General features: G+C 62.4%; 26 protein-coding genes. 7 read left to right on the forward strand and 19 right to left on the reverse strand.

What is annotated here, in order from left to right; translation table 11 throughout:
* The first annotated feature begins 1 nt into the window (after position 1).
* The 3 genes from ABJ363_16765 to ABJ363_16775 all read left to right on the forward strand — a co-directional run bounded on the left by ABJ363_16765 (position 2) and on the right by ABJ363_16775 (position 2,362).
* Positions 2-802: a TatD family hydrolase gene (locus tag ABJ363_16765; GenBank protein ID MEP4380640.1), complete on the forward strand. Its 801-nt coding sequence runs from the start codon at positions 2-4 to the stop codon at positions 800-802.
* Positions 799-1,575, forward strand: coding sequence for an MBL fold metallo-hydrolase (locus ABJ363_16770; GenBank protein ID MEP4380641.1), 777 nt, complete (start codon positions 799-801; stop codon positions 1,573-1,575). Before ABJ363_16765 ends, ABJ363_16770 begins: the two co-directional genes overlap by 4 nt.
* Before the next feature lie 91 nt (positions 1,576-1,666).
* Entirely contained in the window at positions 1,667-2,362 is a 696-nt protein-coding gene (locus tag ABJ363_16775; GenBank protein ID MEP4380642.1) for a DsbA family protein, read from the forward strand.
* An 87-nt stretch (positions 2,363-2,449) separates the two neighbouring features.
* Here the strand turns inward: ABJ363_16775 and ABJ363_16780 are convergent, their stop codons facing one another.
* From ABJ363_16780 to ABJ363_16810, 7 genes are all read right to left on the reverse strand, one after another.
* Positions 2,450-2,917: a cytochrome b/b6 domain-containing protein gene (locus tag ABJ363_16780; protein MEP4380643.1), complete on the reverse strand. Its 468-nt coding sequence runs from the start codon at positions 2,915-2,917 to the stop codon at positions 2,450-2,452.
* Positions 2,918-2,982: 65 nt separating this feature from the next.
* Positions 2,983-3,678 carry a hypothetical protein gene (locus tag ABJ363_16785; protein ID MEP4380644.1) on the reverse strand — a complete coding sequence of 232 codons (696 nt, stop codon included), beginning with the start codon at positions 3,676-3,678 and terminating at the stop codon, positions 2,983-2,985.
* Between the two features lie 7 nt (positions 3,679-3,685).
* On the reverse strand, positions 3,686-4,468 hold the full coding sequence (locus ABJ363_16790; GenBank protein ID MEP4380645.1) for an SDR family NAD(P)-dependent oxidoreductase: 783 nt from the start codon (positions 4,466-4,468) through the stop codon (positions 3,686-3,688).
* A gap of 118 nt (positions 4,469-4,586) precedes the next feature.
* Positions 4,587-5,051 (reverse strand): winged helix DNA-binding protein, encoded by a 465-nt coding sequence (locus tag ABJ363_16795; GenBank protein MEP4380646.1) that lies wholly within the window; start codon positions 5,049-5,051, stop codon positions 4,587-4,589.
* A gap of 103 nt (positions 5,052-5,154) precedes the next feature.
* Entirely contained in the window at positions 5,155-5,364 is a 210-nt protein-coding gene (locus tag ABJ363_16800; GenBank protein ID MEP4380647.1) for a hypothetical protein, read from the reverse strand.
* 162 nt (positions 5,365-5,526) lie between these two features.
* A complete protein-coding gene (locus tag ABJ363_16805) occupies positions 5,527-6,123 on the reverse strand; it encodes a TadE/TadG family type IV pilus assembly protein (protein MEP4380648.1) in 597 nt (198 codons plus the stop codon).
* Positions 6,107-6,748 carry a TadE/TadG family type IV pilus assembly protein gene (locus ABJ363_16810; GenBank protein MEP4380649.1) on the reverse strand — a complete coding sequence of 214 codons (642 nt, stop codon included), beginning with the start codon at positions 6,746-6,748 and terminating at the stop codon, positions 6,107-6,109. The genes ABJ363_16805 and ABJ363_16810 overlap by 17 nt, the downstream gene beginning before the upstream one ends.
* A 32-nt stretch (positions 6,749-6,780) precedes the next feature.
* On the opposite strand from ABJ363_16810, the gene ABJ363_16815 reads away from it, so the two are divergent.
* A complete protein-coding gene (locus ABJ363_16815) occupies positions 6,781-7,632 on the forward strand; it encodes a hypothetical protein (protein ID MEP4380650.1) in 852 nt (283 codons plus the stop codon).
* 32 nt (positions 7,633-7,664) lie between these two features.
* Here the strand turns inward: ABJ363_16815 and ABJ363_16820 are convergent, their stop codons facing one another.
* The 9 genes from ABJ363_16820 to ABJ363_16860 form a co-directional block, all read right to left on the reverse strand.
* Complete coding sequence (locus ABJ363_16820) at positions 7,665-8,636, reverse strand: type II secretion system F family protein (GenBank protein ID MEP4380651.1); 972 nt, start codon at positions 8,634-8,636, stop codon at positions 7,665-7,667.
* A complete protein-coding gene (locus tag ABJ363_16825) occupies positions 8,633-9,640 on the reverse strand; it encodes a type II secretion system F family protein (protein MEP4380652.1) in 1,008 nt (335 codons plus the stop codon). Before ABJ363_16825 ends, ABJ363_16820 begins: the two co-directional genes overlap by 4 nt.
* A gap of 13 nt (positions 9,641-9,653) precedes the next feature.
* On the reverse strand, positions 9,654-11,387 hold the full coding sequence (locus ABJ363_16830; GenBank protein ID MEP4380653.1) for a CpaF family protein: 1,734 nt from the start codon (positions 11,385-11,387) through the stop codon (positions 9,654-9,656).
* Entirely contained in the window at positions 11,384-12,595 is a 1,212-nt protein-coding gene (locus tag ABJ363_16835; protein ID MEP4380654.1) for an AAA family ATPase, read from the reverse strand. Before ABJ363_16835 ends, ABJ363_16830 begins: the two co-directional genes overlap by 4 nt.
* Before the next feature lie 2 nt (positions 12,596-12,597).
* Positions 12,598-13,284: a CpaD family pilus assembly lipoprotein gene (locus tag ABJ363_16840; protein ID MEP4380655.1), complete on the reverse strand. Its 687-nt coding sequence runs from the start codon at positions 13,282-13,284 to the stop codon at positions 12,598-12,600.
* Between the two features lie 9 nt (positions 13,285-13,293).
* Positions 13,294-14,712, reverse strand: a complete 1,419-nt coding sequence (locus tag ABJ363_16845) for a type II and III secretion system protein family protein (protein MEP4380656.1) — start codon at positions 14,710-14,712, stop codon at positions 13,294-13,296.
* Positions 14,709-15,695 carry a Flp pilus assembly protein CpaB gene (gene cpaB, locus ABJ363_16850; GenBank protein ID MEP4380657.1) on the reverse strand — a complete coding sequence of 329 codons (987 nt, stop codon included), beginning with the start codon at positions 15,693-15,695 and terminating at the stop codon, positions 14,709-14,711. The genes ABJ363_16845 and cpaB overlap by 4 nt, the downstream gene beginning before the upstream one ends.
* Positions 15,695-16,228: a prepilin peptidase gene (locus ABJ363_16855; protein ID MEP4380658.1), complete on the reverse strand. Its 534-nt coding sequence runs from the start codon at positions 16,226-16,228 to the stop codon at positions 15,695-15,697. Before ABJ363_16855 ends, cpaB begins: the two co-directional genes overlap by 1 nt.
* Positions 16,229-16,322: 94 nt before the next feature.
* Positions 16,323-16,604, reverse strand: a complete 282-nt coding sequence (locus ABJ363_16860) for a Flp family type IVb pilin (GenBank protein MEP4380659.1) — start codon at positions 16,602-16,604, stop codon at positions 16,323-16,325.
* A gap of 362 nt (positions 16,605-16,966) precedes the next feature.
* Here ABJ363_16860 and ABJ363_16865 point away from each other — a divergent pair, with 362 nt between their 5' ends.
* From ABJ363_16865 to ABJ363_16875, 3 genes are all read left to right on the forward strand, one after another.
* Complete coding sequence (locus ABJ363_16865; GenBank protein MEP4380660.1) at positions 16,967-18,556, forward strand: TadE/TadG family type IV pilus assembly protein; 1,590 nt, start codon at positions 16,967-16,969, stop codon at positions 18,554-18,556.
* 64 nt (positions 18,557-18,620) lie between these two features.
* Positions 18,621-19,424: a nucleoside triphosphate pyrophosphohydrolase gene (gene mazG, locus ABJ363_16870; protein MEP4380661.1), complete on the forward strand. Its 804-nt coding sequence runs from the start codon at positions 18,621-18,623 to the stop codon at positions 19,422-19,424.
* 158 nt (positions 19,425-19,582) lie between these two features.
* Complete coding sequence (locus ABJ363_16875; protein MEP4380662.1) at positions 19,583-21,685, forward strand: sulfotransferase; 2,103 nt, start codon at positions 19,583-19,585, stop codon at positions 21,683-21,685.
* On the opposite strand, the gene ABJ363_16880 is transcribed toward ABJ363_16875, so the two are convergent.
* From ABJ363_16880 to hflX, 3 genes are read right to left on the reverse strand one after another with little or no spacing between them, the layout of a single operon-like run.
* Entirely contained in the window at positions 21,682-22,563 is an 882-nt protein-coding gene (locus ABJ363_16880; GenBank protein ID MEP4380663.1) for an NAD(P)-dependent oxidoreductase, read from the reverse strand. The genes ABJ363_16875 and ABJ363_16880 overlap by 4 nt on opposite strands.
* Before the next feature lie 16 nt (positions 22,564-22,579).
* The gene (locus tag ABJ363_16885) at positions 22,580-23,389 is read right to left on the reverse strand and encodes an inositol monophosphatase (protein MEP4380664.1); all 810 of its coding nucleotides are present in this window, start codon (positions 23,387-23,389) and stop codon (positions 22,580-22,582) included.
* The gene (gene hflX / locus ABJ363_16890) at positions 23,386-24,729 is read right to left on the reverse strand and encodes a GTPase HflX (protein ID MEP4380665.1); all 1,344 of its coding nucleotides are present in this window, start codon (positions 24,727-24,729) and stop codon (positions 23,386-23,388) included. The genes ABJ363_16885 and hflX overlap by 4 nt, the downstream gene beginning before the upstream one ends.
* Positions 24,730-24,739 lie beyond the last annotated feature (10 nt).

Consider the following 24,739-nt stretch of genomic DNA (forward strand, 5'->3'; position numbering starts at 1 on the left):
CATGCTGGTCGACAGCCATTGCCATCTGGATTTCGAGGATTTCGGCACCGAAGTCGATGCGGTCGTCGCGCGCGCCCGGGAAGCGGGTGTCGCAACGATGGTCTCTATCTCGACCCATCTGAGCCGGTTTGACGGCGTCAAAGCGGTCGCCGAGCGCTTCGACGATGTCTGGTGCAGCGTCGGCGTCCACCCGCACCATGCCGGCGAGGAGGGCCAGGACACCCCCGACCGTCTGATCGAGCTCGCCGCTCATCCACGCGTGGTCGGTATCGGCGAGTCCGGCCTCGACTACTACTATGACTGCAGCCCCCGCGACCGGCAGCAGATCAGCTTTCGGGCCCACATAGCCGCCGCACGCGCTACCGGACTTCCGCTGATCGTGCATGCCCGCGATGCCGACGAAGAAACCGCCGACATCTTGCGCGATGAAATGGGCAAGGGCGCCTTCACCGGCGTCATGCACTGTTTCTCGAGCGGCCGCGGTCTGGCCGAAGCGGCGCTCGATCTGGGCATGTATGTGAGTTTCTCCGGCATCCTGACCTTCAAGAACGCCGAAGAACTGCGTGATATAGCCCGCGACGTGCCCGAAGATCGGTTGCTGGTCGAGACCGACGCGCCTTTTCTTGCACCCGTGCCCAACCGGGGACAGCGCAACGAACCCGCCTTCGTCGTCCACACGGCAGATACCCTGGCGAAGGTGAAGGGACTCGATGCCACGGATTTGCGTGCCACGACGACCGAGAATTTCTTCCGCCTTTTCTCCCGCGCCGTTCCACCGGCGACACGGCCCACAGGCCAATGAAAGTCACGCTTCTGGGATGTGGCAGCTCGGGAGGGACGCCCTTGCTGGGGCCGAACGGATGGGCCGATATCGACCGTGATGACCCGCGCAACCGGCGCCGCCGGCCGTCGATCATCGTCGAGAGCGAAAACACGCGAATTCTGGTCGATACGTCCCCGGACATGCGTGAACAGCTCCTCGATGCAGAGGTCTGGCAGGTGGACGCGATCCTGTTCACCCACGCGCATGCGGATCATGTGAACGGCATCGACGATATTCGCACCCTCAACCATTATCATGGCGGTGCGATCGATGCCTTCGGCAGCGTCGAGACCCTCGACATTCTGCAGCAACGTTTTGGCTATATTTTCGAGCCATACCGGGATGTTAACCCGCAATTCTGGCGGCCTTGTTTAACCCCGCATGTGATCGACGGCCCGTTCACGATCGGTGACATCGAGATCCAGCCCTTTGCACAGGAACATGGGCGGATGCCGTCACTGGGGTTTCGCTTCGGGCCGTTCGGCTACTCGACCGACGTCAAGATGTTGTCCGAAGACGCATTCGCCATGCTCGCCGGGATCGAGGTCTGGATCGTCGACGCGCTGGGAGAGACGCCCCATCCGACTCACAGCCATGTGGATCAGACCCTCGACTGGATCGACCGGATAGGCCCGAAACGCGCCATTCTGACCCATCTCAGCAACCGGACCGACTATGCACGGCTCGCCGCACGGCTACCGGCGGGCGTGGAACCCGGAATCGACGGAATGGTGATCGAAATTCCCGAATGAAGTGCCGGGCAGGGGTTCACCGCGGCGCGGACAACGCTTTACTGTGTGCCAAAGCGTGACAATCGAGAGACGCCCCGGGAGGGCGACAAGCATGGACCGAGAAATTATCTATGTCGGCGACCCGATGTGCTCCTGGTGCTGGGGGTTTTCACCCGTACTCCAGAAGATCGTGGAGAAGTATGACAATACCGCGCCGATGCGGCTGGTTGTCGGGGGCCTGCATGCCTTCGACACCGATCCGATGAACGACGAATACAAGGCCCGGATCAAGCATCACTGGGAACAGGTTGCCGAAGCGACCGGACAGCCGTTCAACTATGCGTTCTTCGAACGCGACGGCTTCGTCCTCGACACCGAACCGGCCTGCCGCGCTTCGGTCGTCGTCCGCAACATGAAGCCGGATGCGCTGTTGTCATTCTATGAGCGGATTCACAAGGGCTACTACGTGGAAGACACGGACACGACGAAACTCGAAACCTTCGTCGGCTACGCCGACAAGGAAGGAATCGACATGAACGCGTTCGCCGAAGCGTTTGATTCCGATGAGGCCAAGCAGGAAACCATCAATGACTTCACCTGGTGCCAGCAGTCCGGGGTCACGGGTTTTCCCACGGTGGTCTTGCGCGAAGAGGACACACTGGCGGCACTGAGTGTCGGTTATCAGCCGTTCGACAGCCTGGAGCCAATTCTGGATGCCTGGGTTACGGGCGAGATGAGTGTGAAAAAGCAGGTCGAGGCGGCACAGGCAGCCGAGGCAGACGGGAACCCGTCGCCGACCACGCATTAATATCCTGGAGCTAAACGCGCGCTAAGGCATTGATCCTGTATGACTTATATTATTTAACATAATATATATTATGCGTATTACTGAAATCTATAGCTGGATATCTTTCTTCCCCGGATTATCCCGGTAAAGCATAAACCGCGCGAGCGGCCGCTTGATCAGATACAGATACGCACCGTGCAAGACCACGACCCAGATGACGGTCTCCGATACCCCTTCATGTAAATCCTCGAACACATGCCCGCCATCCGTCAGCGTGAGCAATCCGGTCACGGTCGCCAGGACGACCGACACGGCCACGGCGAGAATAAGGGCCTTGCTGATTGCCGGATGGGTGACCGCATTCGTCCATTCGATGCCGTCAAACACGGGATAAAAACGGTTGAGTCCCAGTTGTCGCGGGTTGAACACCGCCCAGCCCAAACGCACGACAATGATGGCGCCGACCCCGTAACCCAGAAAGTCGTGAATGAACCCGAAATCACCGGTGAAATACGCCAGCAATGTGAGGATCGCGAGGACTGCGTGATACCAGCGGATTTTATGCATCAGACTCATGGCAAGCACTCAAACGAAAACATCATGAAATCACCCCGGCCGGAACCACCCTGCTCAAAAACCGGCTAACGGGCCAAACTACTCGGTACGATCTCGATAATCTCCGTCATCCGTCGCACCATTTCCTGCAATTCCGCCTCGGTCACGGGCCAGTCGTCACGATCATCGATCCCGAATGCCCCGCCCCGCCAGCGCTGGTAAACCTTCACATACGTATCCTCGTAGATCAGAAACCGCCAGACACTCACTTCGCCCACGTCCGGCCCGTAGCCCACATTCGTCGGCCCCCCTGCCGTTGATCCGCAGACCATGGCCAGCATGGAATCGGTCTCCGTGAGATTGAGGGTCTGCACCCCGAATTCACCTTCCGCGCAGGCCAGCCCATTCTGTTCAGCGGCGAGGTCGATGAAATCGCCCATCGAGGCCTTCTGCCGGACCCCGAATTCCTCTGCCGTGACCGCATAGAGGCTCATCCAACTTTCAAACGCCTGACCGACGGGAATCTGTTCCAGGACGAATTGGCTGCCCGCGTGGTTGCGGTAGAACTCGCTCCGGTCCAACAACTTTTCCGGGTCAATATCGCCCGTAATCCAGGCAGGTTGCGGGTAGGTCAGAACCACGTCGTACAGTTCGATCTGCTGCGGAAAACTGCTCGCGTCGGCGCCATGGACGGGCGATTCAATTATGCCCAGCAGCGCGAAGACCGCGAGCGTTGCGCCGAGCATCGTATATTTCTTCATCTTCACGCGCTTTCCGGTCATCGCGATCTCAAAAACTCTTCACATCGCCCGCGCCGCCATAGGCCATCCAGCCGCCGTCGACAAACAGGGTCTCGCCGGTGATATAGGACGCAAAATCCGACGCGAGAAAGGCAATCGCCTGCCCCACTTCCGCCGGTGTGCCCAGCCGCCCCATCGGCGTGCGGCTGTATATCCGTTCCGTATCGACCTTGTCGGCCTCAATCAGGCCCTGAATCATCGGGGTGGCGATATATCCCGGCCCCACCGCGTTGATCCGCACCCCGTGCGGCCCCCACTCGCAGGCCAGTTCCTTGGTAAGGGCGATGATCGCGGCCTTCGACGGGCCGTAGGCGGTGCGCCGGGGCCAGCCGCCGGGGCCATTGACCGAGGCAATGTTGACGATTGAACCGGCGGATTGCGGCACCATCACACGGGCCGCCGCGCGGCAGATCTGATAGGTGCCCTTGAAATTGACGTCCATGATCCGTTGCCACGGTCCCATATCCCGCTCGAGTGCGTATTTGACTTCATCGACGACTCCCGCCGCGTTGACGGCGATATCGAGCCCGCCCAGGGCCTCTGCGGCCGCGGCCACGGTCGATTCTGCCTGCGCTTCATCGGCCACATCGCAGACGAAGGTGGGACAATCGCCGAGTTCGGCGCTGACGGCTGCCAGTCCTGCGTCGTTGATGTCCGAAATGGCGACCGTCGCCCCGAAGTCGCGCAAAATTCCGGCGGTTACGGCGCCGATGCCGCTGGCACCGCCGGTCACGAGGGCGCGCTTGCCCACGAGAGAAATACCGTTGGTCATGAGTTTTCCGCTTCCCGATAACCGAAGACACCCCGATTGGAGCATCGACCGCAAGGCGCAGCAAGGCCCGACGCCGGATCAGCAGCGATAATCGCCAAATTCAGAAAAATCGGAGGCGTTAGCCGAACTGGATATCGTCGGACCAGACACGTTCCAGCCCGCGCAGGAGCGCCCAGGCGGCGTCCACATTCTCAGCCTCGGCATTCAGCGCGCCGGCGTGCCGCGATTCCATCTCGACGAGTGACGCACACAGTGTCGTGCCCTTCTCGGTCGCACGGATCCGGACCGAACGGCGATCGCGTTCCGAACGCTCCTGATCGAGATACCCGGTCTCGACCAGATGGCGCACGTTATAGGTCACGTTGGAACCGATGTAGTAGCCCCGATCCACCAGCTCGCGGATCGAGACTTCGGCGCTCTGCACATTCATGAGCAGCAACGCCTGGACGGCATTGATGTCATCGATGCCGAGCTGGCTCAGTTCATAGCGGATCACATCCAGGTAGCGACGGTGCAAACGCTCGATCAAGCGGGTGATGTCGCCGTAGGAGGCCGCGGTGGTATTTCCAGATGCGTCAGGCATACCCGCATCTTGCGCGCGGGCTTATTAACGACGGGTGAACAATAGATTGGACCCGAGATATTCCCGGGTCCAATCCATTGTCGCGCTTCTTGGGACGCGGCAGCTAGACGAGAATTGTCCCCTGCTCGCCGTCATCGTAATAGGTCGCGGTATCGCGCTGGGCCCAATCGCCGGCGCGGCGCTGGGCGGTGTCCTGGCCCGGCGTCGTCGGGGTGGCGCAGATCAGGATTGTGCCGGGGTTGCCGTCGTCATACTCGCGACGTTCGGTTTCGAGCTGGGTGGTGAAGCGGTTTGGGGCGGTGAGCTGGTTCATCGGATTGCTGCCTTTTGACTGGGTGTGCCGAAGCGTTGACAAACCCTATCCGCACAAGTCGATGAACCGCCATTAAATTCAACATATTCAGTTGTTTACGTGTAAAGCTCTTTGCAAGATCGGCGCGAGATCCGTCAACGTTGTAAAGATTCGCGGATGCCTTTACTGGGCCTGCATGGCCAGAATGGCCGTCGTGCGGGGGCGGTAGATCGCCTGGTAGTAAAGGCGTTGCGGCGGAATCATGAGGGGCAACAGGAACGGCTCATAGTCGAAATAGACCTCCGTGATGACCAGCCCCTCACCCTCGTCCACATTGAAATCCTCAGGCAGGACGGCCGGATCGCCAGGCATACCGATCTGGCTCGGATCGGTCACATTGCCGGCGCCGATCTGCTGCCACAGCACCTCCGGGCCGGTATCCTCGCCTGTCACCGAGGTGACGATGATGTTGCCGCCGTCGAACAGATCGAAGGGCCGGCCGATCTGGTCGGCGGCGGCGAAATAATCATCGAAATCCGTCTCGTCCAGCGCTTCGGCCCGGGCCACGAAGTCTCCGACGAAACTCGTCACCCGCTCCATCTTCTGATTCACCAGCGCGAAACGCGCAAACTCGACGCCGCCCATCAGCAGGCCGACGAGAATCGGCATGGCGAATGCGAATTCGAGCATCACGCCGCCGCGCAGGTCTTGTAGAAATCGTCTGAAACCCGTTCCTGCTAAGGGTTTTCGGGTCAGTTCGCCCTTATTGAATAATGCCATCGCCATCCTCCAGGTCATACGGCTCGTTGCGCACGGCGATGCTGGCGACGAGCTGGATCACGTTGTCGTCGCCGCCGATCAGGTGGCTGAGGAAACCCGTCAGGGACGGCGCGTCGTAGGTTACCCGGTAGAGCACCACCTCACCCGACTGGCCCGCGCTGGCCAGGCCCTGATCCGGGTCCCACTGGCTGTTTCCGTTGATATCGGTGTAGGTCTCGCCGACGTCATACACCCCGTTGAACGGCGGGCCGTCGACGAAAGGCTCCGGTGCACCGATGACGTCGAAGCTGCCATAGGTCAGGACATCTACCTGCGCCTCGTCCGTGTCCACCAGGCCGATGGTCCGGTCGGCGATGATGTCCTGGATGATACTCAGCCGTTCGGCCTCGTCCTGGCCGGTGACGCCGTACCGGGCCGCATCGCGCACCGCACCCTCCATCAGGGCCTCCGTCGACAGGATCATGCCGATCTCCATGGTGCCCAGAATGGTGAGAATGAAGAGTGGCCCGGTGAGCGCGAATTCGACCCCCGCAACACCCGACTGATCTCGTCCGAATTTATCGAAAATTCTATTTAATACAGATAGTTGAGGTTTACTTCCTGATAACCTGGTTGAATTTATCATGATGTCATCCTTTCACTTCCAGAGGCATCCAGATGACCCTCGTTGAACGACTGAAACAGCACCCTGCCCGCCTCACCCTCGCGGCCGGCCTTCTGCTTTCCGCCTGTGCCCCGGCCGCCCATACCGACGGCGTGTCCGGCGGCGGCAGCGACACCATGCTGCGGATCGGTGACACGGCCCGCGATGCCGGTGATATCTCCGCCGCGATTCCGATTTACCGCCGCGCCCACATGCTGGCCCCGCTGGAACTCGAACCGTTGCTGCGCCTGGCCAACACCCTGAGTGGTGTCGGCGCCCATCGCGAGGCCGGGAACGCCTGGAAACGCGCACTCCTGATCGAACCGCGCAGCTTCGATGCCCGACTCGGCTACGGCGAGACCCTGGCCGCGCTCGATCAGCCCATTCTGGCGCTGGAGCAGTTCCGGCTGGCTGCCGAACTCGGCCAGAGCGCCGACATGTTCAACGGCATGGGCGTGGCCCACGATCTGCTGGGCGATGCCCCGGCGGCGCAGCTTGCCTACCGCAAGGGCCTGGGCGACGAACGCAGCCTTAAGCTGCTCAACAATCTGGGGCTTTCCCTGGCGCTTTCGGGCGAATATGACGAGGCAATCGCGATCCTGGAGGAGGCCAGCGGCTTCCCGGCTGCGGGTTCCCGCCACCGTACCAACCTGGCGCTTGCATATGCCCTTTCGGGCGAGGCCGGACGTGCCCGCGCGATCATGGCCATGGATACCGACGAGGTGTCGGCCCAGCGCGCGCAGGCCTTCTACACGATGCTCGCCAGCCTTCCCGACCACGAATCCCGGGTTGCAGCGGTCGGCACCTACAGCGCGGTCCGTGACAACGGAACGCGCAGCATCGAAAACCCGCGCCGCGTGCGGTAGCGCAACGACATCCGAACAGGCTGCGGGGTGGCTCACAACACGCCCCGCAGCGCATCGATCGTCTGTAGCGCGCCCGGGCCGATCAACACCACGAACAGGGCCGGCATGATGAAGAGGATCATCGGGACGGTGAGCACCGCGGGAAGCCGCGCCGCCTTCTCTTCCGCCTTCAGCAGGCGATTGGTCCGCATTTCCGACGACAGGACCCGCAACGCCTGGGACAGCGGTGTGCCGTAGCGCTCGGTCTGGGCGAGCGTGTTGACCAGGCCGCGCATGCCCGACACCCGGACCCGGCGGGCCAGGTTCTGCAGGGCCTGACTGCGATCGGGCAGGAAACCCAGTTCGATCGACGTCAGGCTGATCTCATCGGCGAATTCCGGCCAGGACTGGCGCAATTCTCGTCCCACCCGCTCCAGTGCGGCGTCAAGGCTCAGACCCGCCTCCGCGCAGATCACCATCAGGTCGAGCCCGTCGGGCATCGCCTTGGTGATCTTCTGCTTGCGTTTCGAGATCGTGTTGGCCGTGAACAGATCCGGCGCATACGCGCCCAGAATTACCGCCAGCAGCGCGCAAAAAAGCTTGCCCATGGGCCCCATATCGAAGACCGGGAGCAGATACAGGAAAATGACCGCGACCAGCCCGAAGGCGAGCGGTAATGCGAATTTGAGAAACAGGTAGACGACCATCGCGTCCTTGCCGCGCCAGCCGGCCTGCAGGAGTTTCTCGCTGATGCGCCGGGCTTGCGTCGATTGCAGCAACCGCAGCCGCTCGACGACGCCGGTGGCCATATTGAGGCCACGGATGCGCATGGGATGGGCCCGCGGTTGCAAACGCGCCCGGTGCAGGGCCACGCGCCGGTCGGACAGCGAACGCATCCGGGCCCTGATGGGCCGCGGCGCGATCAGGCCCGCCCAGACGGCCAACACGGCCGCGATCGCCGCCAAGCCGGCGAGCCAGACGACCAACTCCTCCATCGGGATCGGAATCAGCTCTCCGGGGGTCATATTTCGAACCTCACCATTTTCCACATGATCGCCACGCCGATGAACTGACTGGTGAGCCCAAAGGCGATCAGGGTCGTCCCGCGCGGATCTGTGAACAGGGTCATCACGTAGCCGGTGTTCACGAAGAAGATGATCGCGAACATGATGAAAGGCAGGCTGCCGAGGATCCAGGCACTCGCCTTCGGTTCGGACGCCATCGCCTTCACACGTTTCTTCATCTGGCGCCGCTTGCGCAGCACATCAGCGAGATTTTCGAGGGTCTCGCCCAGATTACCGCCGGTCTCTCGCTGGACCGCGATGGATACGACGAAGAATTTGAACTCCGGCGTGTCGATCCGCGGCACCGCGTCCCACAAGGCGTCTTCCAAGGTTTGTCCGAAACGCACGGCGTCCGTGATGGCCCGAAATTCCTGCCCGACGGGTTTCGGCATTTCCCGGGCCACGGTCATGATCGATTCCACGACCGGCAGGCCGGAGCGGATACCGCGAACGATCAGGTCGATCGATTCCGGGAACTGCCCCGTGAAGGCCCGCTGGCGCCGCCCGGCGAGATAGCCGATGAACATGTGGGGCAGGAGCAACCCGCCGGCGCAGCCGCCGAGAATCGAGACGGGCGTGGAGAACCCGAACAGGAAAGACATCGTGGTTCCGGTCGAGGCACCGACGATAAGGCAGGCAACAAGGTATTGCCCGACGCTGATCGAGCGCCCCGTGCGTTTCAGCCGGCGGCGCAGCATCTCGCGGCGTGGCACCAGGCGCTTGAGGATACGGTCGACCGACGGCAGCGAACTGTCATGCTGGGCCAGCCGCAAGGTCGGCGTGCCGTCCGCCGCCACATTCGGCTGCCAGCGGCGCATGACGCCGGACAATCGCTTGTTGGTCTGGCGCTGTTCGCCGAACACCAGAATCCCGCCGACCACCGACAGACACACCGTCGCCAGCACCACATTCGCGATCATGACCGCAACCGATATATCCACCGAGCCGAACATCGTTCCGTTCATCAGCAGCCCCCCATCAGCGCAACGCCTCTGTCAGTGCCCGACCGAGACCGAAATACTCTGCTTTGGTGGTCAGGTGCGGCCGCACTCCGGAATATTCATAGGTGCCCATAATCCGCCCGGAAGGGTCATCCCCCTCATACTTGAAGACGAACAAATCCTGGGTGGTGACCACATCCCCTTCCATGCCGACCACCTCCATGACATGGGTGATCCGGCGCACCCCGTCTCGCATGCGGCTGACTTGCACGATGATGTCGAGCGCGGCGGCGATCTGGGTCCGCACGGCCTTGGCGGGCAGATTTATGCCGGCCATCCCGACCATGTTCTCCAACCGGGTCAGGGCCTCGCGGGGGCGGTTCGCATGGACCGTACACATCGAGCCCTCATGGCCGGTATTCATCGCCTGGAGCATGTCGACGGCCTCCGAGCCGCGCACCTCGCCCAGGATGATGCGATCCGGGCGCATCCGCAGCGCGTTCTTGACCAGATCGCGCATGGTGATCGCCCCGTGGCCCTCGAGATTCGCCGGGCGGGTCTCCAGGCGCACGACGTGCGGCTGCTGGAGCTGCAACTCGGCGGCATCCTCGATTGTCACCACCCTTTCGCCATGGTCGATCATCTGGGACAGCGCGTTGAGCAGCGTCGTCTTGCCCGAGCCCGTGCCCCCGGAAATCAGGATGTTCAGCTGGGCGCGGCCGGCGATCCGCATCACTTTCGCCATGGCCGTCGACAGGTTGTTCTGCGCCTCCATCACGTCCAGCGTGATCTTCTTCTTGGCGAATTTACGGATCGATATCGACGGGCCGTCAATCGCCAGCGGCGGGATGATGATGTTCACCCGGCTGCCGTCGGCCAGCCGCGCATCGACCAGCGGGTTCGTCTCGTCGATCCGCCGCCCGATATGGGACACGATGCGGGTCGCGATATTCATCACATGCTTGTTGTCGCGGAATGCGATGTCGGTCAGCTCGAGCTTGCCGAACCGCTCGATGTAGATCTGGTCATACCCGTTGACCATGATGTCGGTGATGTCCTCGTCGGCGAGCAGCGGCTCAAGGGGACCCAGCCCGAGCATCTCGTCGAGCAGCACCTTGACCAGATCCTGCTGTTCGAACTGATTGAGCTGCAGTTTCTCCTCATGCAGGATTTCCGTGACGATGTCCGCGATCTGCGCTTCGAGCTCCTCGCGGGGCAACGTCACGGCCGTGCCCACGTCGATTCGTTCCACCAGTTCGGGCTGCACCTTCCGGCGTGCATCCTCCACGACCTTCGAAACCTGGCGTTTCTCCGTCTTCAGACCATCGAGAGAATATTCGTGCGCCGGGTCCTCATTCCCGGTGTTGACGTCTTCGACCTTGAGGCTCGCCGCCGGTTCCGCCGCCGCGGGTTCGTCACGCACGGGCGCGGTATAAACCTGATTCAGGACCTGTGTGATCAGGTTGCGCTGTTCAATCTGGTTGAGTTTGCGATAGCCACGACCCAGCGTTTTCTCGGCCGTTCGGGTCACCAGGGCCGCCACCTCACCGCGCGGCAGATCCTGAATCGCGTCTCCTTCGCGCACCGCCGCGACGACCATGTCGACAAACTGCGCGGGCTCCAGTCCCGGGTCGGCGCCGTCCCCGGGATCGACATGCCCCGCTTCGGCAAATGACACTATGTTCTCGCGCGCGCGTGGCGTGGCTCCGCGCGACGAATTCTCCCGGCCAGAGACGACTGGCGTCCCGTCGGATCGCCGGCCGAAACTCATGCCCCTGCCTCCGTGCCGGATTTGCGCAACGACAGCAGGCTGCGCCGTTTCTTCGGCAATGGGGCAATGTCCTGAACGATCTTGCGCAGGCCGACGGCAAACTTTCCACGCCCCGCGATCTGGGCGACCGGTTTGCCCGTGGTCGCCGCGCCACCCGCCTTGGAGTCTTCGGGCAACCGCGCGATCACCGGCTTGGGCACCCCCTTGGCAAACTGCGCCACGGGAATTCCCTTCGCCCTCCCGATCCGGTTCACAATCACGCCGATGTCCGCGTCGCGGTTGAGTCCGTCGCAGTAGTTGGCGACACGCATCGTATCGCGCATGCCCGCCAGCGACAGGTCGGACACCACATGAATAAACGAAGCGTCCGAGATCACGTTCGAATTCACGTGACAGAGCGTGCGCGGGATGTCGATCCAGACCCAATCGAAACTGCGGCGCAGTTCTTCGATCAGGCGTTCGATCCCCGCGGCGCTGTAACTCGCATCGCGCGCGAGATCCTCCTCCGCGGCGAGGACAGAGAAATTCGCGGTCTTGGGCACCAGCGCACTCGCCAGAAACAGCCCGTCGACGCGGTCGGGATTGCGCAACGTCTCAATCATGCCGCCGGCCGGCACGAGGTCGAGTGACAGGGCGGTGGAACCGAACTGCAGATCGAGATCGACCAGCACCACCTTCTGCTTTTGCTCCTCGGCCAGCATCCAGGCACCGTTCGTGGCGGTTGTGGTCGCGCCCACGCCACCGCGCGCGCCGATTGTCACGACAATCTTGCCGAGTGGCACATCCACGGCTTCGATCACCTGCTGTTCGCGGAACGCGGCGGCCAGCAATGCCGTTTCCAGATCTTCGGGGCTAAGCGGCTTGACCAGATAGTCGGCCACACCCGCCGCGACGAACTGCTTGTAGAGGCCCAGATCATTGACCGTGCCCAGCGCCACGACCTGGGTTGAGGCCTCGCAGGAATCCGCCAGTGTCAGAAGTTCTTCGAGCGGGTTCTCGCTGTTCCCGAGATCGACCACCAGCAAATCGGGCGCGCGCGTGCAGTCGAGATAGGTGGCCGCGGCACTCAGCCCCCCCTCCACCACGGTCGCACCGGGCCAGTGATAGCTGGCGACCTGTTCGATCATCGTCGCGGTCACCACATCAGCGGCGAAGGCCGCCAGGACCACGCCGCTCTCCCGCCTCGTATCGATCGCTGCAACTGTCATCGCTATTCGTTCGTCTCGACAGCGACCGGGTTTCTGACTTTCCCGGCGCGGTATCGCTGGATTCCCAGCGACAGCGCCTGCCCGTCTCCCGGCGCCAGGCTTCGCCCGCGCACAAGGTCAGCCGGATCAGCGATCATCAGGCTGAGATTTGTCGCCTGGGCACATCCGAAATTCGCATCCGTGAGGTTGCCCGGGTTGGCGCCCGACGGGCGCGACCAGTTCGGGCAGTTCGGCGGCACGGCCACATACCGGCCGACCACCAGTCGCGCGCCGCCGGCGGGTGCGGCGCCACCGGAGAACATCAGCGCATCCACACCGGGGAGATGGCGCCGCAGGCGTTGCGAAATGGAAGTGGCGCGGGCCTGGGCCAACGGGTCGAGCCCGCCGGTATCGCCCGTATCGACCAGAAAACGATCGCCGCGGCGCAGGGTCAGCCCCGCCAGGAACGCATCGAGATGAAACCGTTCCGACGTCGAGAGCACACTGGTGCCCGGTTCGAACAAGACCGCATGATCAAGCGAGACCCATCGCACCTGAATATCGCGCGGCGACTGCGCGGGGCTAAAATCCGCCAGGGACTGTGCGCACCCGGTGACGATCACCGCCGCGACAGCCAGCAATGGCCACCACCGCGAGGGGCGTTTGGTAAAAATACGCCGGTTCCTGATCACCTTCTGTCGTCGCATCATGGTCAACCTCTACTCAATCTGAAAACCGCCGGGCCCGGACGCCCCATCAAATTCCGGCACACGCACTTCCCGTTCGCTCGGGCCTGCCTTCCGGCGTTGGGTCTCGCCATGGACAATCCGGTCGAAGTCGTCGGGAATTTCGAAACCATCCGTCGGTGCCAGCAGCGCATTGCTCGATACCGGCCGCACCAGATAAGGCGTGACGATAATCACCAGCTCCGTCTCCTGCCGGTTGAACTCGGTCGAGCGGAAGAGCGCGCCGAGGATCGGCAAATCCGCAAGGCCGGGGAACTCATTGACGTTCTGATTGCTGTCGGCCTGCAGCAGGCCCGCGATGGCAAAGCTCTGGCCACTCCCGAGCTCGACGGTTGTGTTTGCGCGCCGGGTCGTGAGTGCCGGGATATTCAATCCGTTCACGTTGACGGCCCCCGAGGACGACAAGGCGCTCACCTCCGGCAGGACCTTCAGGCTGATCCGGTTGGCGCTAAGGATCGTCGGCGTGAAGGCCAGCGACACGCCAAATGGCTTGAAGCTCACCGTCACTTCACCATCATTGTCCACGACCGGTACCGGGAACTCGCCGCCGGCCAGGAAACTCGCTGTCTCGCCCGTCAGCGCCGTGAGGTTCGGTTCGGCGAGAAGCGAAATCAGGCCCTCCGTCTCCAGCGCGTCGACGACCCCGGCAACATCCACCGAGCTTGAAATATAGTTGGCCTGGGCCAGCCCCGTGTCCGGCAACCCGCTGATCAGCGTCCGCGCCGGGTTCAGAAAGCCGCGTCCCGATGCCAATCCGAAAGAGAAAGTTCCCACATCGATCAACGCATCGAAGTTGAACCCCAGCCGCTTGAGGACATTGCGTGACACTTCGGCAATCCGCACCTGCAGGTTGACCTGGTTCGGCCCCACCACCTGGATCTGGTTCACCACGACTTCGTTCTCGGCCAGGAACCGGGCCGCGATCCGGCGTGCCTCCTCGGATTCCGTCGCGGAATTGACAAGCCCCGCCAGCATCAGGCCGCCGGGTACCGAGCGCGCCTCGATCGCCGTGTCGGGCAGGACAGAGCGCAGCGACGCGCTCAACGCGGACACATTGTGGGTGACCATCAGGTTGATATTCGCCAGCACCGCATCGCGGCCATCCAGCGCAAACAGGGACGTCTCCCCCGTCCGCTTCGCCATGACATAGACGAGGGTCGGGGATTTCATCGAAATATCGGCATAGGCGGGGTTGGCCACGAACACCGCCGAGGCCGGCGCGGGCAGACGCACGAGCGCGCCCTTGTTGACTTCGATGTCGATGGTCTCGACGCCGGAGCCGACCGTTCGCACCGGGGCTTGCGCCTGTGCGCCGCCAACCCCGATCAACAGCATCGAAAGCGCCGTGAGCAGACCCAGTGCGGGGGCGAGACGCGAAACAAGCCTGATCATTTTCGGCCTCGCTTGAACTCGACGACGGCTGAATTCTCGCCGCGCACGACACGAACCTGGTGCAAATTTCCCTTCGAGGCCGGTGCGATCAGCAATCGGCTGACTTCGCTATCCCAGGTGTGTCCCCGGCCGCGCGCGGGTTCTTCGCCACTGACCAGGCGCGCCAGGATCGGGTTGATATCGAGCGGATCGGTGGATCCGGTGTCCGGAGCGGCCCCAGGGACACTACCCGGCGTGCCAGCCGCACCGGCGACGTCCGGCCCGCCGATCGCACCCTCATCGCGCTGCAAACTGCGCAGACTCAGGGACAGGCGGCCGATGTCGGTCACCAGGGAAACGATTTCGACCTGTTTGGGGGTGACCTCGAGCGTGACGTTCTTCGACGGGTTGGGTTTCTCGGCCTGATCGTTCGTCGACTGGTCGATGGCCAGCACGCGGACATCGGTCAACACCGTCTCGGAAGCGCGTCGCACGCGCCCGTTCTGGCCTTCACGTCCCACGGAGTGGGAGAGAATCAGATCGATCCGGTCACCCGGGAACACGAACCCGGCCACGCCACTGGTCGTGTTAACCCCCACCGTGATGGCGCGGAACCCGGGACGCAGGACTGCCGCCATGAATCCATGCTGGCCCGGCCGCACGACGCGGGTCTCTGTTATCGGTTCGCCCGCGGCGATGCCCAGCCGCACAACCGTGCCGACAAGGCTTTCGAGATTGGTCTTGCCGTCGACAAGATAGGCGTCCGCGACACCGGCGTCGGGCCAAGCCTGCCAACGTAGGTGGGTCTTCTTGATGAGCGTTCCGGCGGGTAGCCCCCGTTTGGCGACAATGATGCGGGTATGGTCCTTCTTGACCTGCACCTGATTTCGGTTGGCGGCCTCAAGCGCGGCACGCTGGCCCGCAAGCCAGCTGTTCGCGCCGAAGATGGCGCCACCGGCCGCGATCAACGCGACCAGGACGAGACCAATCAGTCGTACGTTCATCAGAATGCCTCCAGAGAGCCGAAGAGAATGACCGCACGCGAAACGGCCACATAAAGCGCACCGGCGAGGATCGCCGCTGCATAGGGCACGACGGCCCGCTCACGGGCGGCCGGCACGGCGATCGCGCCGTCCATCGTCGGAATATGTCGGGCCAGCAGCCGGTTGAAACCGCCGATGCGGAACCATTCGGCGAAACTCATGATCCCGCCGGTGAGCGTAATGATGACGACCATCGGCAGGACGAGCTCCGTTCCGGCCCACAGGCTGAGCGCGGCAAGAAGCTTCACGTCGCCCCCGCCCATCCAGCCGCGTGAGTAGAGAAAGACACCGACCGCGAAGACCAGGCCGCCCGCGAAGAGCCCGCCCCGAAAATCCGCGCCGCCGGCCAGTACAAAAATCGGAAAGCTGGCGGCAATCGCCAGGCTGATGCTGTTGGGAATGCGGTAGCTCCGCAGATCCGTGACCGCGGCGGTGACCGCCAGACCCAGAAGGCCGAGCAGAAGAATGATCTGGAGCGAGAAAAATGACGTCATGTTGATCAGTTCCGAAATCCGTCGGGTGTGTTCTGGAGCGTGAGTGGCGGACGGCACCTGCCTGGCGCCGCCCGCCGTTTCACTTGTGTGGTGTTTACGGGCTACCCGTACCGCCACCCGTGCCGCCGCCGGTACCTCCACCGGTGCCGCCACCCGTACCGCCACCGGTACCGCCGCCGGTGCCAGCACCAGCCGGCATGTTCGCGACTGCAGTGTCGAGACGTCCCGACACAGCCGTGAACATCGTATCCAGCGAGCCCCCCATCAGGGTCAGGGCACCGATCGAGGCAACCGACACAAGTGCGGCGATCAGGCCGTACTCGATGGCGGTGGCACCCGACTCATCGCGGGAAAGATTTTTAAGAGTTTGGTACATCGCTTATCTCCTTGTGGACGCAGTAGTGACGCGGCGAAGCATCGCGCTGCAGGCCTTAAGGAAGTGTTAAAAACGATGTACAGTTATTGTATTCGTAAGGCATTTTACATGTTGCGAAATGCCGTTGTTACGGTTATTTATTTAATACGATGATATATTATTACTATTTTATTTTTAGCAGAAAATTGATTGAAATTTCATCGATATATCTGGCAATCGTCGAGGGAAAGTAAAAACGTTTTAACACGTTGATATTATTTTATTTATCACATATCCGGATATCGACATCTTTATCCGATAGAAATTGATGGGAGGGTCACAACACATAAGTATTGACGCACCGAAACAACGCCGCGGTGCCCATGAAACGTCTCTCCATATTCATGTCCGACATCCTGAGCAGCCTTGCTCTCGGCGCGTTGAGATTGTGGCCCGACCGGCGCGGTGCAGTCGCGGCCTTCGTGGCGGTGGGAATCGTGCCGACAGTGGGATTCGTGGGCCTGGCGACCGATGCCGCACGCGGCTACATGGTCAAGACGAAGCTGCACCAGGCACTGGATGCAGCCGGCCTGGCCGGCGGCCGCGCGATGCTGGAGCCGGACCGGGATGCGGACATACTTCAATTTTTCAACGCAAATTTCCCCGACGGGTATCTCGGGGCGACGGTCAACGGCCCGAATATCGATGCCGATGAAACAGAAGGACTGCTGACCCTTTCGGCATCAGCCGATATCCCGACCTCCTTCATGCAGGTGCTCGGTTTCCAGGATATCACCGTGAGTGCGCAAACAGTCGTCCATCGCGCGGTTCGCGGGATGGAGCTTGCGCTGATCATGGACAACACCGGATCCATGCGTGGCGGCGGCAAGATGGACGCCATGAAACTGGCGGCCCACGACCTCATCGATATTCTCTACGGGGAAGAGGAAACCGTGAACGACTTCTGGGTCTCGCTGATACCCTATGCCGCCACGGTGAATGTCGGCGCCGGCCGCACGGGCTGGCTGGCCGCCTATGATCCGGCGGAATACCTGCCGCCTGTCTGGGAAGCGGCAACGAACTACGCGGCCGATGAATTCGCCAGCTTCAACAATCTTCCCTTCCAGGCTCTGCAGGCAAATGTCGGTGCCCAGCCGGACATCAACCCAGCCGACTGGCAGGCGTTGACCGCGATCCAGTGGAAAGGCTGCATCGAAGCGCGGAACGCGCCGTTCGATCAGACCGACGATCTGCCCGGCACCCAGCCCTTTGTACATCAGTACTGGTCGTCGACCAGCGGCGTTTATACGCCGCAAACCGGCGACAATGACTGGGACTGGGCCAACATCGACGAAGCCAACGGCGCCCAGAATGACGGGCTCGGCCCGAATCTCGGTTGCGGACCGTCAATCACACCGCTCGTGGCCGAAAAGACCAGCGTGCATGATTCGATCGACGACATGCAGCCATGGCACCGCGGCGGCACCATGGCAAATCTCGGTCTGGCCTGGGGTTGGCGCGTTCTGTCCCCAACATGGCAAGGCCTCTGGGGTGGCGCAACACCGTCGGAGTTGCCGTTGGATTACGACACGCCGCTGATGGACAAGGTTGCGATCATGCTCACCGACGGTGTGAACCAGTGGTACGACTGGCCCACCGGTCTGCCCAACAATCCCGACGCCGACTACACGGCCTACGGGCGGGTCAGCGAGGGACGGCTCGGCACCACGAATGGCGGCGCGGCGACGGCGGAGATCAACACCCGGATGCTCGCGGTCTGCAACGCAATGAAGAGCGAGGGCATCATCATCTTTGCGATCACGTTCCAGCTCAACAACAACGCGACCCAGGATTTGTATCGGAACTGCGCCACGTCGCCGGCGCATTACTTCGACTCCCCCTCGAACGATGAGTTGCAGGACGTGTTCCACGAGATCGGCAATGAGCTGACAAATCTGCGCCTCGCCCAGTAGGTCTGCCGTTCCTCCGACTCCCCACACCCTCTAGGCTGCGCCTCCTGTTCGACCGGAGGCTGGAATGACGACGCGGAACATCGATCGGCTCAATGAAATCATGGCGCAGTTGCGTCATCCGACCGACGGCTGCCCCTGGGATATTGCCCAGGACTTCAAATCGATTGCGCCCTATACGATCGAGGAAGCCTATGAGGTTGCCGACGCCATCGCACGCGACGACCGCGACAGTCTGCGCGAAGAACTCGGGGATCTCCTGCTCCAGGTGGTATTCCACGCGCGCATGGCGGAAGAAGAGAAATCTTTCGATTTCGAAGACATCGCCGGCGCCATCGCCGACAAGCTGGTCCGCCGTCACCCCCATGTCTTCGACACCGAAAATCACGATCCGAACTCGAGCCTGCGCGACAATTGGGAGGCACAGAAAGCGGCCGAACGTATGCGCAAATCCCACGCCAAAGGTGAAAAGCCCAGCCTGCTGGACGATGTGCCGATCGGCCTGCCCGCTCTCACGCGCGCAGAGAAACTGCAAAAGCGCGCGGCGCGTGGCGGGTTCGACTGGGCGGAAATCGGTCCCGTCATCGAGAAGATCGACGAAGAACTCGGCGAGCTGAAAGCCGAAATCACCGGCGGCGGCAGCCCTGAAAGACTGGCCGACGAAATGGGTGACCTGCTGTTCTCCTGCGTCAATCTCGCCCGGCACCTGAAGCTCGATCCCGAAGAATCGCTGCGCGGCACCAACGGCAAATTCGAACGCCGTTTTCGCTATGTCGAGACATCGATCCGGGACGATGGCCTGGACCGGGAAAAGGTTGAATTGGATGATTATGAGGAACGCTGGCAGGTGGCGAAAAAACAGGGGCTTTGAGCCAGCACGTCAGCTAATCCCTTAAAATCCAACGAAAAATCAAACGTGCATTAATCTCGTTTTCCTACATTCGTCCCGCGATGCAAACACATGCGCGCATTGTGCGTGCGGCATGAATGACCATTGTGCGTGCGGCATGAATGACGGGGAGAATGGCGATGGATATGAGTGTTCTCGACGGGCATAGCGACGGCCCTCTGCTGAACGATCTGCTCGAAAATGCCCGCGAGGCCGTGCGCGGCGGGCGCCTGAGCGAGGCGCGCGAGACCTGCCGGTCGCTCATCGAAATTCACCCCGATCAGCCCGACGCCTGGTTCCTCTCGGGCATGACCGCATTGCGCAACGAGGACTTCGACACGGCACACACCCATTTGTCGCGCGCCGTCGACATGCGGCGCGGTTTCGCGCCGTACCGGATCGCACTCGGCCAAACCCTGCGGCGAACGGGGGACATCGAAGGGGCCACACGACAGTTTCGCGATGCCTGGATTCTCGACCCGCGCGCCCATGAGGCTGCGTTCGGGCTCGCCGGCGCAATCGCGGCCCGGGGCAACCGCGCCGAGGCCACCCGTGTCCAGCGGTTCGCGTTTCGATTGCTGCGGCGGAACTTGTTCCGCCAACTCGGCCGGCACCTGCTTGGCCGCGCCGCGGCCCTCGGTGCGCTTGTGCTGACCCTCCCCGGTAGCGGCGTTTCCCGGGAGTATCGATCTGCGATGACTTGCGCACGCTGGCTGACAAACCGTGGCGACCCGAATGCGGCGTTCGCGGCGCTCGAGCGTGCGCGACGAGCGGTGCCGGACGATGCGCGGCCACTCATCGCGTTGGGGCGTCACGCCTTCGATGCCGAGAATTTCCTTCTGGCCCAGGATTTCCTGGCGCGTGCGCACGAGATCGCCCCGCAGAGCCTCGACGTGCGTTGCGAATATGGCCGTCTGTTGAGCCGGCTCGCGCGGCATGACGACGCGCTTGCGATGCTCGAAGACGCCCATCTCCAGAATCCCGACGCGATCCGGCCGCTTCTGCTCCTCGGTTGGGCGCGCTACCGTGCCGGGCAGAGCCAGCGCGCGATTGCAGATTTCGATGCCGTTCTGGAACAGGTCCCGACCTCGATCGAGGCGCATTACGGGCGCGCGCGCGCCCTCATCGATGCCGGCGCGTTAAGCGACGCCAAGCGCTGGCTTCATCGAACCATCGCGCAATCACCCGGCCATGCCGGCGCCCTGCGCGAACTGGCCAATTTGAAAGAACTCGCACCGGGCGACAAACAGTTTACCGGCCTCATTTCCGCCATCGAGGACGAGGCCACGACATCATCGCGGCGCGCGGTCCTGCACATGGCAGCCGGCGCGAGCTGTCACAATGTAGGGGCCTGTGCCGATGCGTTCGAGCACTACAGGAACGGCAACCTGCTCAAGGATGTGGTCTTCGATATCCGGGGCTATGCCCGGCATATCGACGGTTTGATCGACAGTTTCGACCGGCAGCATTTCGAACGCACAAAGGGTTGGGGCAACCCCTCCGAAGTACCCGTTTTCATCCTCGGCATGCCCCGGTCGGGCACGTCGCTGGTCGAGCAAATTCTAGCCAGCCACTCGCGTGTGCGTGGTGCGGGAGAACGCGAAGAGATGCTGCAGCTTGCCGATCGGCTGTCCGAGGCGTTGAACGACAGCCGACCCTATCCGGCCTGCGTCGAAGGCCTCACGGCAGATTCCGGAAAGGTTATCGCCGAGCAATTTCTCGCTGGTCTGAAAAGGGCAGACCCCCATGCCACGCGCATCACCGACAAGATGCCCGGGAACTTTCATCATGTGGGGCTGATCACGACCCTGTTTCCCAATGCCCAGATTATTCATTGCCGACGGGACCCGCGCGACACCTGTCTGTCCATCTTCTTCGGCGACTTCGTCGGCAGCCACCCCTACTCCTACGACCTCACCAACCTGGGCCGCTACTATCGCCAGTATGAGCGGCTGATGGCCCACTGGCACGCGGTGCTGCCGGGCCGCATCCTCGATGTGAAATATGAGGACCTGGTCGACGCGCAGGAGGACTGGTCGCGCCGAATGGTTTCATTCTGCGGCCTCGACTGGGAGCCCCAATGCCTCGATTTCCATAAAACGACACGCAACGTGAAGACCCGCAGCAACGCCCAGGTCCGTCAGCCGATCTATCGCTCATCGATCGAACGCTGGCGGCACTATGAGGCGCATCTCGAGCCTCTGTTCGCGGCACTGGGGGCGCCGGCCGAGACCTGGCGCTAGTCGTCGTCCGTCAAAAGCTGAAGCAGGCTTGACGTATCCCACCTGCCGCCACCACGCGCCTGGACCTGAGCATAAAACTGGTCCACCAGCGCTGTCATCGGCAGGCGCGCCTCGTTGCGCGCCGTCTCGGCCAGGCAAATTCCCAGATCCTTGCGCATCCAGTCGACGGCGAACCCGAATTCGTACTGACCGTCCACCATGGTCGACCAGCGATTTTCCATCTGCCAGGACTGCGCCGCGCCCTTCGAAATGGTACCGATGACCTTTTCCATATCGAGCCCGGACTTCATGCCGAAATTCATCGCCTCGGACAGGCCCTGGACCACACCCGCGATGCAGATCTGGTTGACCATCTTGGCAAGCTGGCCCGATCCGCTCGGGCCGATCAGGGTACACGCCTGGGCATAGGCATCGATCACCGGGTTCGCGCGGTTGAATATTTCCGGCGCACCGCCGACCATTACGGTCAGCGAGCCGTTTTCCGCACCGGCCTGCCCGCCCGACACTGGCGCATCAAGGAACCCGATATCAAGGCCGGCGCAGGTCTCGGCCAGTTCACGCGCCAGATCCGCCGACGCCGTAGTGTGATCCACGAGGATCGCCCCCGCCGTCATGCCGGCCAGCGCACCGTCGTCTCCCAGGACGACACTGCGGACATCGTCATCATTGCCGACGCAGACAAACACGATATCACTGCCCTCGGCTGCTTCACGCGGGGTCGGGTAAGCTGTACCGCCGCCTTCGGCGACCCATGCGTCGGCCTTGCTGCCGGTCCTGTTATAGACGGACACGGCATGTCCCGCCGTTCGCAAATGGCCGGCCATCGGGTAACCCATGACCCCCAGGCCGATAAAAGTTGCTTTCACCTGATCGGACATCCGTCCCCTCCTTAATTTATCGTTCGTCGCTTTCGCTCGATGCGATCACCGCATGTATTTTTTGCCACACGTCCTGGCTGCGCGCTGTCAGCATATCGCCCTTCGGCTTGGTCAGATCGTAGCGCCCGCCATTCAGCAGGGCATTATGGCCGCCCGCCTCGCGAACCAGGAACGTACCGGCTGCATGATCCCACGGCAGCAGTTTCGTATACGCCGAAAATGCCCGCTCGCCCGACAATATCTGGACATATTCATGACCTGCACAGCGGGGCCGGAAGACTTCCCGGACTGTCTCCGGCGCCCGTTCGGCGCGTTCACGCAGGTATCGGGCCGCCGTGCCGACGAAGTCGGTTTCCGTTTCCGCGTTCCCGAGCGCGACATCGCGCCCATTCAGACGCACCCCGTCGCCGCGCGCGCCCAAGGCAAGCGTTTCGGAAACCGGTTCGTAGATCCAGCCCACCTGCACCTCGCCGTGGATAACGTAGGCCACGATGACCGCAAACGTCGCACGCCCATTCGCAAAGTTCGAGGTGCCGTCCACCGGATCGATGACCCAGACCGGGTCGTCTCCGGCCAGCCTGTCGAAGACCGACTTGTCCGCAAACACCGCCTCTTCGCCCACCACGGTGCTGCCCGGCACCAGTTCGGGCAGCCGCTGGGTGAGCCATGTCTCTGTCTCGATATCCGCGATCGTGACCAGTTCGCCGCCATCTTTTTCATCGATTTCGCCGTCTTTCAGACGACGAAAACGCGGCAATATTATCTCCGCTGCCGCGGTCGCGATCAGTTCCGCGACCCGATCCATGTCCGGTCGTTCCCGGCTCATGGCGCCATCGCCCCTTCATCCAGGCGACGGCGGAACCGCGCCACATCTCGCGGTGCCAGCCGCACGGTAATCCGCGTGTTCGCGCCGCTGTCGTCCCGCTTGAGCACCTCGCCCTTCTCGTAGAGCCAGGCAAGCGCCGCGCCATCGGCAAACGAAACATCGAACGTCTCGACGGTTTCCCCGGCTGCAAGAATGGCGTCGATCCGGGCCAGCAACGCGGCGCAGCCTTCACCGGTGACGGCCGATAGCATCACCACATCGTCGCTGTTCCGCGCCCGGTCGGCGAGGAACGCGCGCTCGTCGGCATCGATCAGGTCGATCTTGTTCAGGACCTCCAACTGCGCCGGCGGCCCCTTCTTTTCGCTGTCGTCATCGGGGCCGCGTTCGGCGCCCGCGAGCAGGTTTTCGAGGATCGCCTCGACATCCTGGTTCTGGGCCTCCGTGTCGGGATCCGCACAATCGCGCACGTGAACAATCACGTCGGCCGCCGTCACCTCTTCGAGCGTGGCGCGAAACGCAGCGACGAGGTCCGTCGGCAGATCGGAGATAAACCCGACCGTATCGGACAGTATCGCCGTTCTGCCCGATGGCAGTTCGAGCTGGCGCATTGTCGGATCGAGTGTCGCGAAAAGCATGTCTTCGGCATGCACCTGGGCATCCGTGACCCGGTTGAACAGCGTCGATTTTCCGGCGTTGGTATAGCCCGCGAGCGCAATTAACGGGTACGGCACACGCGCGCGGGCACGCCGGTGCAGTCCTCGTGTACGCCGCACCTGCTCAAGTTCCCGCTTGAGCCGGGCGATCCTGTCATCGATCAGACGCCGGTCGATCTCGATCTGGCTCTCACCGGGGCCGCCAACGAACCCGAACCCGCCGCGCTGGCGTTCGAGATGGGTCCAGGAGCGCACCAGGCGGCTGCGCTGGTAACTCAGGGCCGCGAGTTCAACCTGTAATTGTCCTTCGCGCGTCCGCGCCCGGGCACCGAAAATTTCGAGGATCAGACCGGTACGGTCGATCACCTTGCATTTCCACGCACGCTCCAGGTTGCGCTGCTGAACGGGCGTCAACGGGCCGCCGACAATGACCAGGCCGATCTCGTCGGCATCCAGCCGATCATGGACCTCCTCCACCACGCCGCCGCCGAACAGGGTCGAGGGCCGCGGGCGATTCAAAGGCACGGCCCGCATGCTGACAATGTCCAGCGCAATAGCGCGCGCGAGACCCGCCGTCTCTTCGAGAAGCGTGTCCGCGCTGCGCCCGCCGTTGGAATCGACGCCGCCACGGATGACGGGCTGAAGCACCAGCGTCCGCGTTGGCACGGCGCCGAATTCGTCCGTCACGGAGTAGTCA

It is taken from the genome of Alphaproteobacteria bacterium (assembly GCA_039980135.1).
Taxonomy (GTDB): domain Bacteria; phylum Pseudomonadota; class Alphaproteobacteria; order UBA6615; family UBA6615; genus UBA8079.

Excerpts from the sequence above, each read along its gene's own strand:
- ABJ363_16765 (MEP4380640.1), top strand. The coding sequence starts at position 2 with ATGCTGGTCGACAGCCATTGCCATCTGGATTTCGAGGATTTCGGCACC.
- ABJ363_16770 (MEP4380641.1), top strand. The coding sequence starts at position 799 with ATGAAAGTCACGCTTCTGGGATGTGGCAGCTCGGGAGGGACGCCCTTG.
- ABJ363_16775 (MEP4380642.1), top strand. The coding sequence starts at position 1,667 with ATGGACCGAGAAATTATCTATGTCGGCGACCCGATGTGCTCCTGGTGC.
- ABJ363_16780 (MEP4380643.1), bottom strand. The coding sequence starts at position 2,917 with ATGAGTCTGATGCATAAAATCCGCTGGTATCACGCAGTCCTCGCGATC.
- ABJ363_16785 (MEP4380644.1), bottom strand. The coding sequence starts at position 3,678 with ATGACCGGAAAGCGCGTGAAGATGAAGAAATATACGATGCTCGGCGCA.
- ABJ363_16790 (MEP4380645.1), bottom strand. The coding sequence starts at position 4,468 with ATGACCAACGGTATTTCTCTCGTGGGCAAGCGCGCCCTCGTGACCGGC.
- ABJ363_16795 (MEP4380646.1), bottom strand. The coding sequence starts at position 5,051 with ATGCCTGACGCATCTGGAAATACCACCGCGGCCTCCTACGGCGACATC.
- ABJ363_16800 (MEP4380647.1), bottom strand. The coding sequence starts at position 5,364 with ATGAACCAGCTCACCGCCCCAAACCGCTTCACCACCCAGCTCGAAACC.
- ABJ363_16805 (MEP4380648.1), bottom strand. The coding sequence starts at position 6,123 with ATGGCATTATTCAATAAGGGCGAACTGACCCGAAAACCCTTAGCAGGA.
- ABJ363_16810 (MEP4380649.1), bottom strand. The coding sequence starts at position 6,748 with ATGATAAATTCAACCAGGTTATCAGGAAGTAAACCTCAACTATCTGTA.
- ABJ363_16815 (MEP4380650.1), top strand. The coding sequence starts at position 6,781 with ATGACCCTCGTTGAACGACTGAAACAGCACCCTGCCCGCCTCACCCTC.
- ABJ363_16820 (MEP4380651.1), bottom strand. The coding sequence starts at position 8,636 with ATGACCCCCGGAGAGCTGATTCCGATCCCGATGGAGGAGTTGGTCGTC.
- ABJ363_16825 (MEP4380652.1), bottom strand. The coding sequence starts at position 9,640 with ATGAACGGAACGATGTTCGGCTCGGTGGATATATCGGTTGCGGTCATG.
- ABJ363_16830 (MEP4380653.1), bottom strand. The coding sequence starts at position 11,387 with ATGAGTTTCGGCCGGCGATCCGACGGGACGCCAGTCGTCTCTGGCCGG.
- ABJ363_16835 (MEP4380654.1), bottom strand. The coding sequence starts at position 12,595 with ATGACAGTTGCAGCGATCGATACGAGGCGGGAGAGCGGCGTGGTCCTG.
- ABJ363_16840 (MEP4380655.1), bottom strand. The coding sequence starts at position 13,284 with ATGATGCGACGACAGAAGGTGATCAGGAACCGGCGTATTTTTACCAAA.
- ABJ363_16845 (MEP4380656.1), bottom strand. The coding sequence starts at position 14,712 with ATGATCAGGCTTGTTTCGCGTCTCGCCCCCGCACTGGGTCTGCTCACG.
- cpaB (MEP4380657.1), bottom strand. The coding sequence starts at position 15,695 with ATGAACGTACGACTGATTGGTCTCGTCCTGGTCGCGTTGATCGCGGCC.
- ABJ363_16855 (MEP4380658.1), bottom strand. The coding sequence starts at position 16,228 with ATGACGTCATTTTTCTCGCTCCAGATCATTCTTCTGCTCGGCCTTCTG.
- ABJ363_16860 (MEP4380659.1), bottom strand. The coding sequence starts at position 16,604 with ATGTACCAAACTCTTAAAAATCTTTCCCGCGATGAGTCGGGTGCCACC.
- ABJ363_16865 (MEP4380660.1), top strand. The coding sequence starts at position 16,967 with ATGAAACGTCTCTCCATATTCATGTCCGACATCCTGAGCAGCCTTGCT.
- mazG (MEP4380661.1), top strand. The coding sequence starts at position 18,621 with ATGACGACGCGGAACATCGATCGGCTCAATGAAATCATGGCGCAGTTG.
- ABJ363_16875 (MEP4380662.1), top strand. The coding sequence starts at position 19,583 with ATGGATATGAGTGTTCTCGACGGGCATAGCGACGGCCCTCTGCTGAAC.
- ABJ363_16880 (MEP4380663.1), bottom strand. The coding sequence starts at position 22,563 with ATGTCCGATCAGGTGAAAGCAACTTTTATCGGCCTGGGGGTCATGGGT.
- ABJ363_16885 (MEP4380664.1), bottom strand. The coding sequence starts at position 23,389 with ATGAGCCGGGAACGACCGGACATGGATCGGGTCGCGGAACTGATCGCG.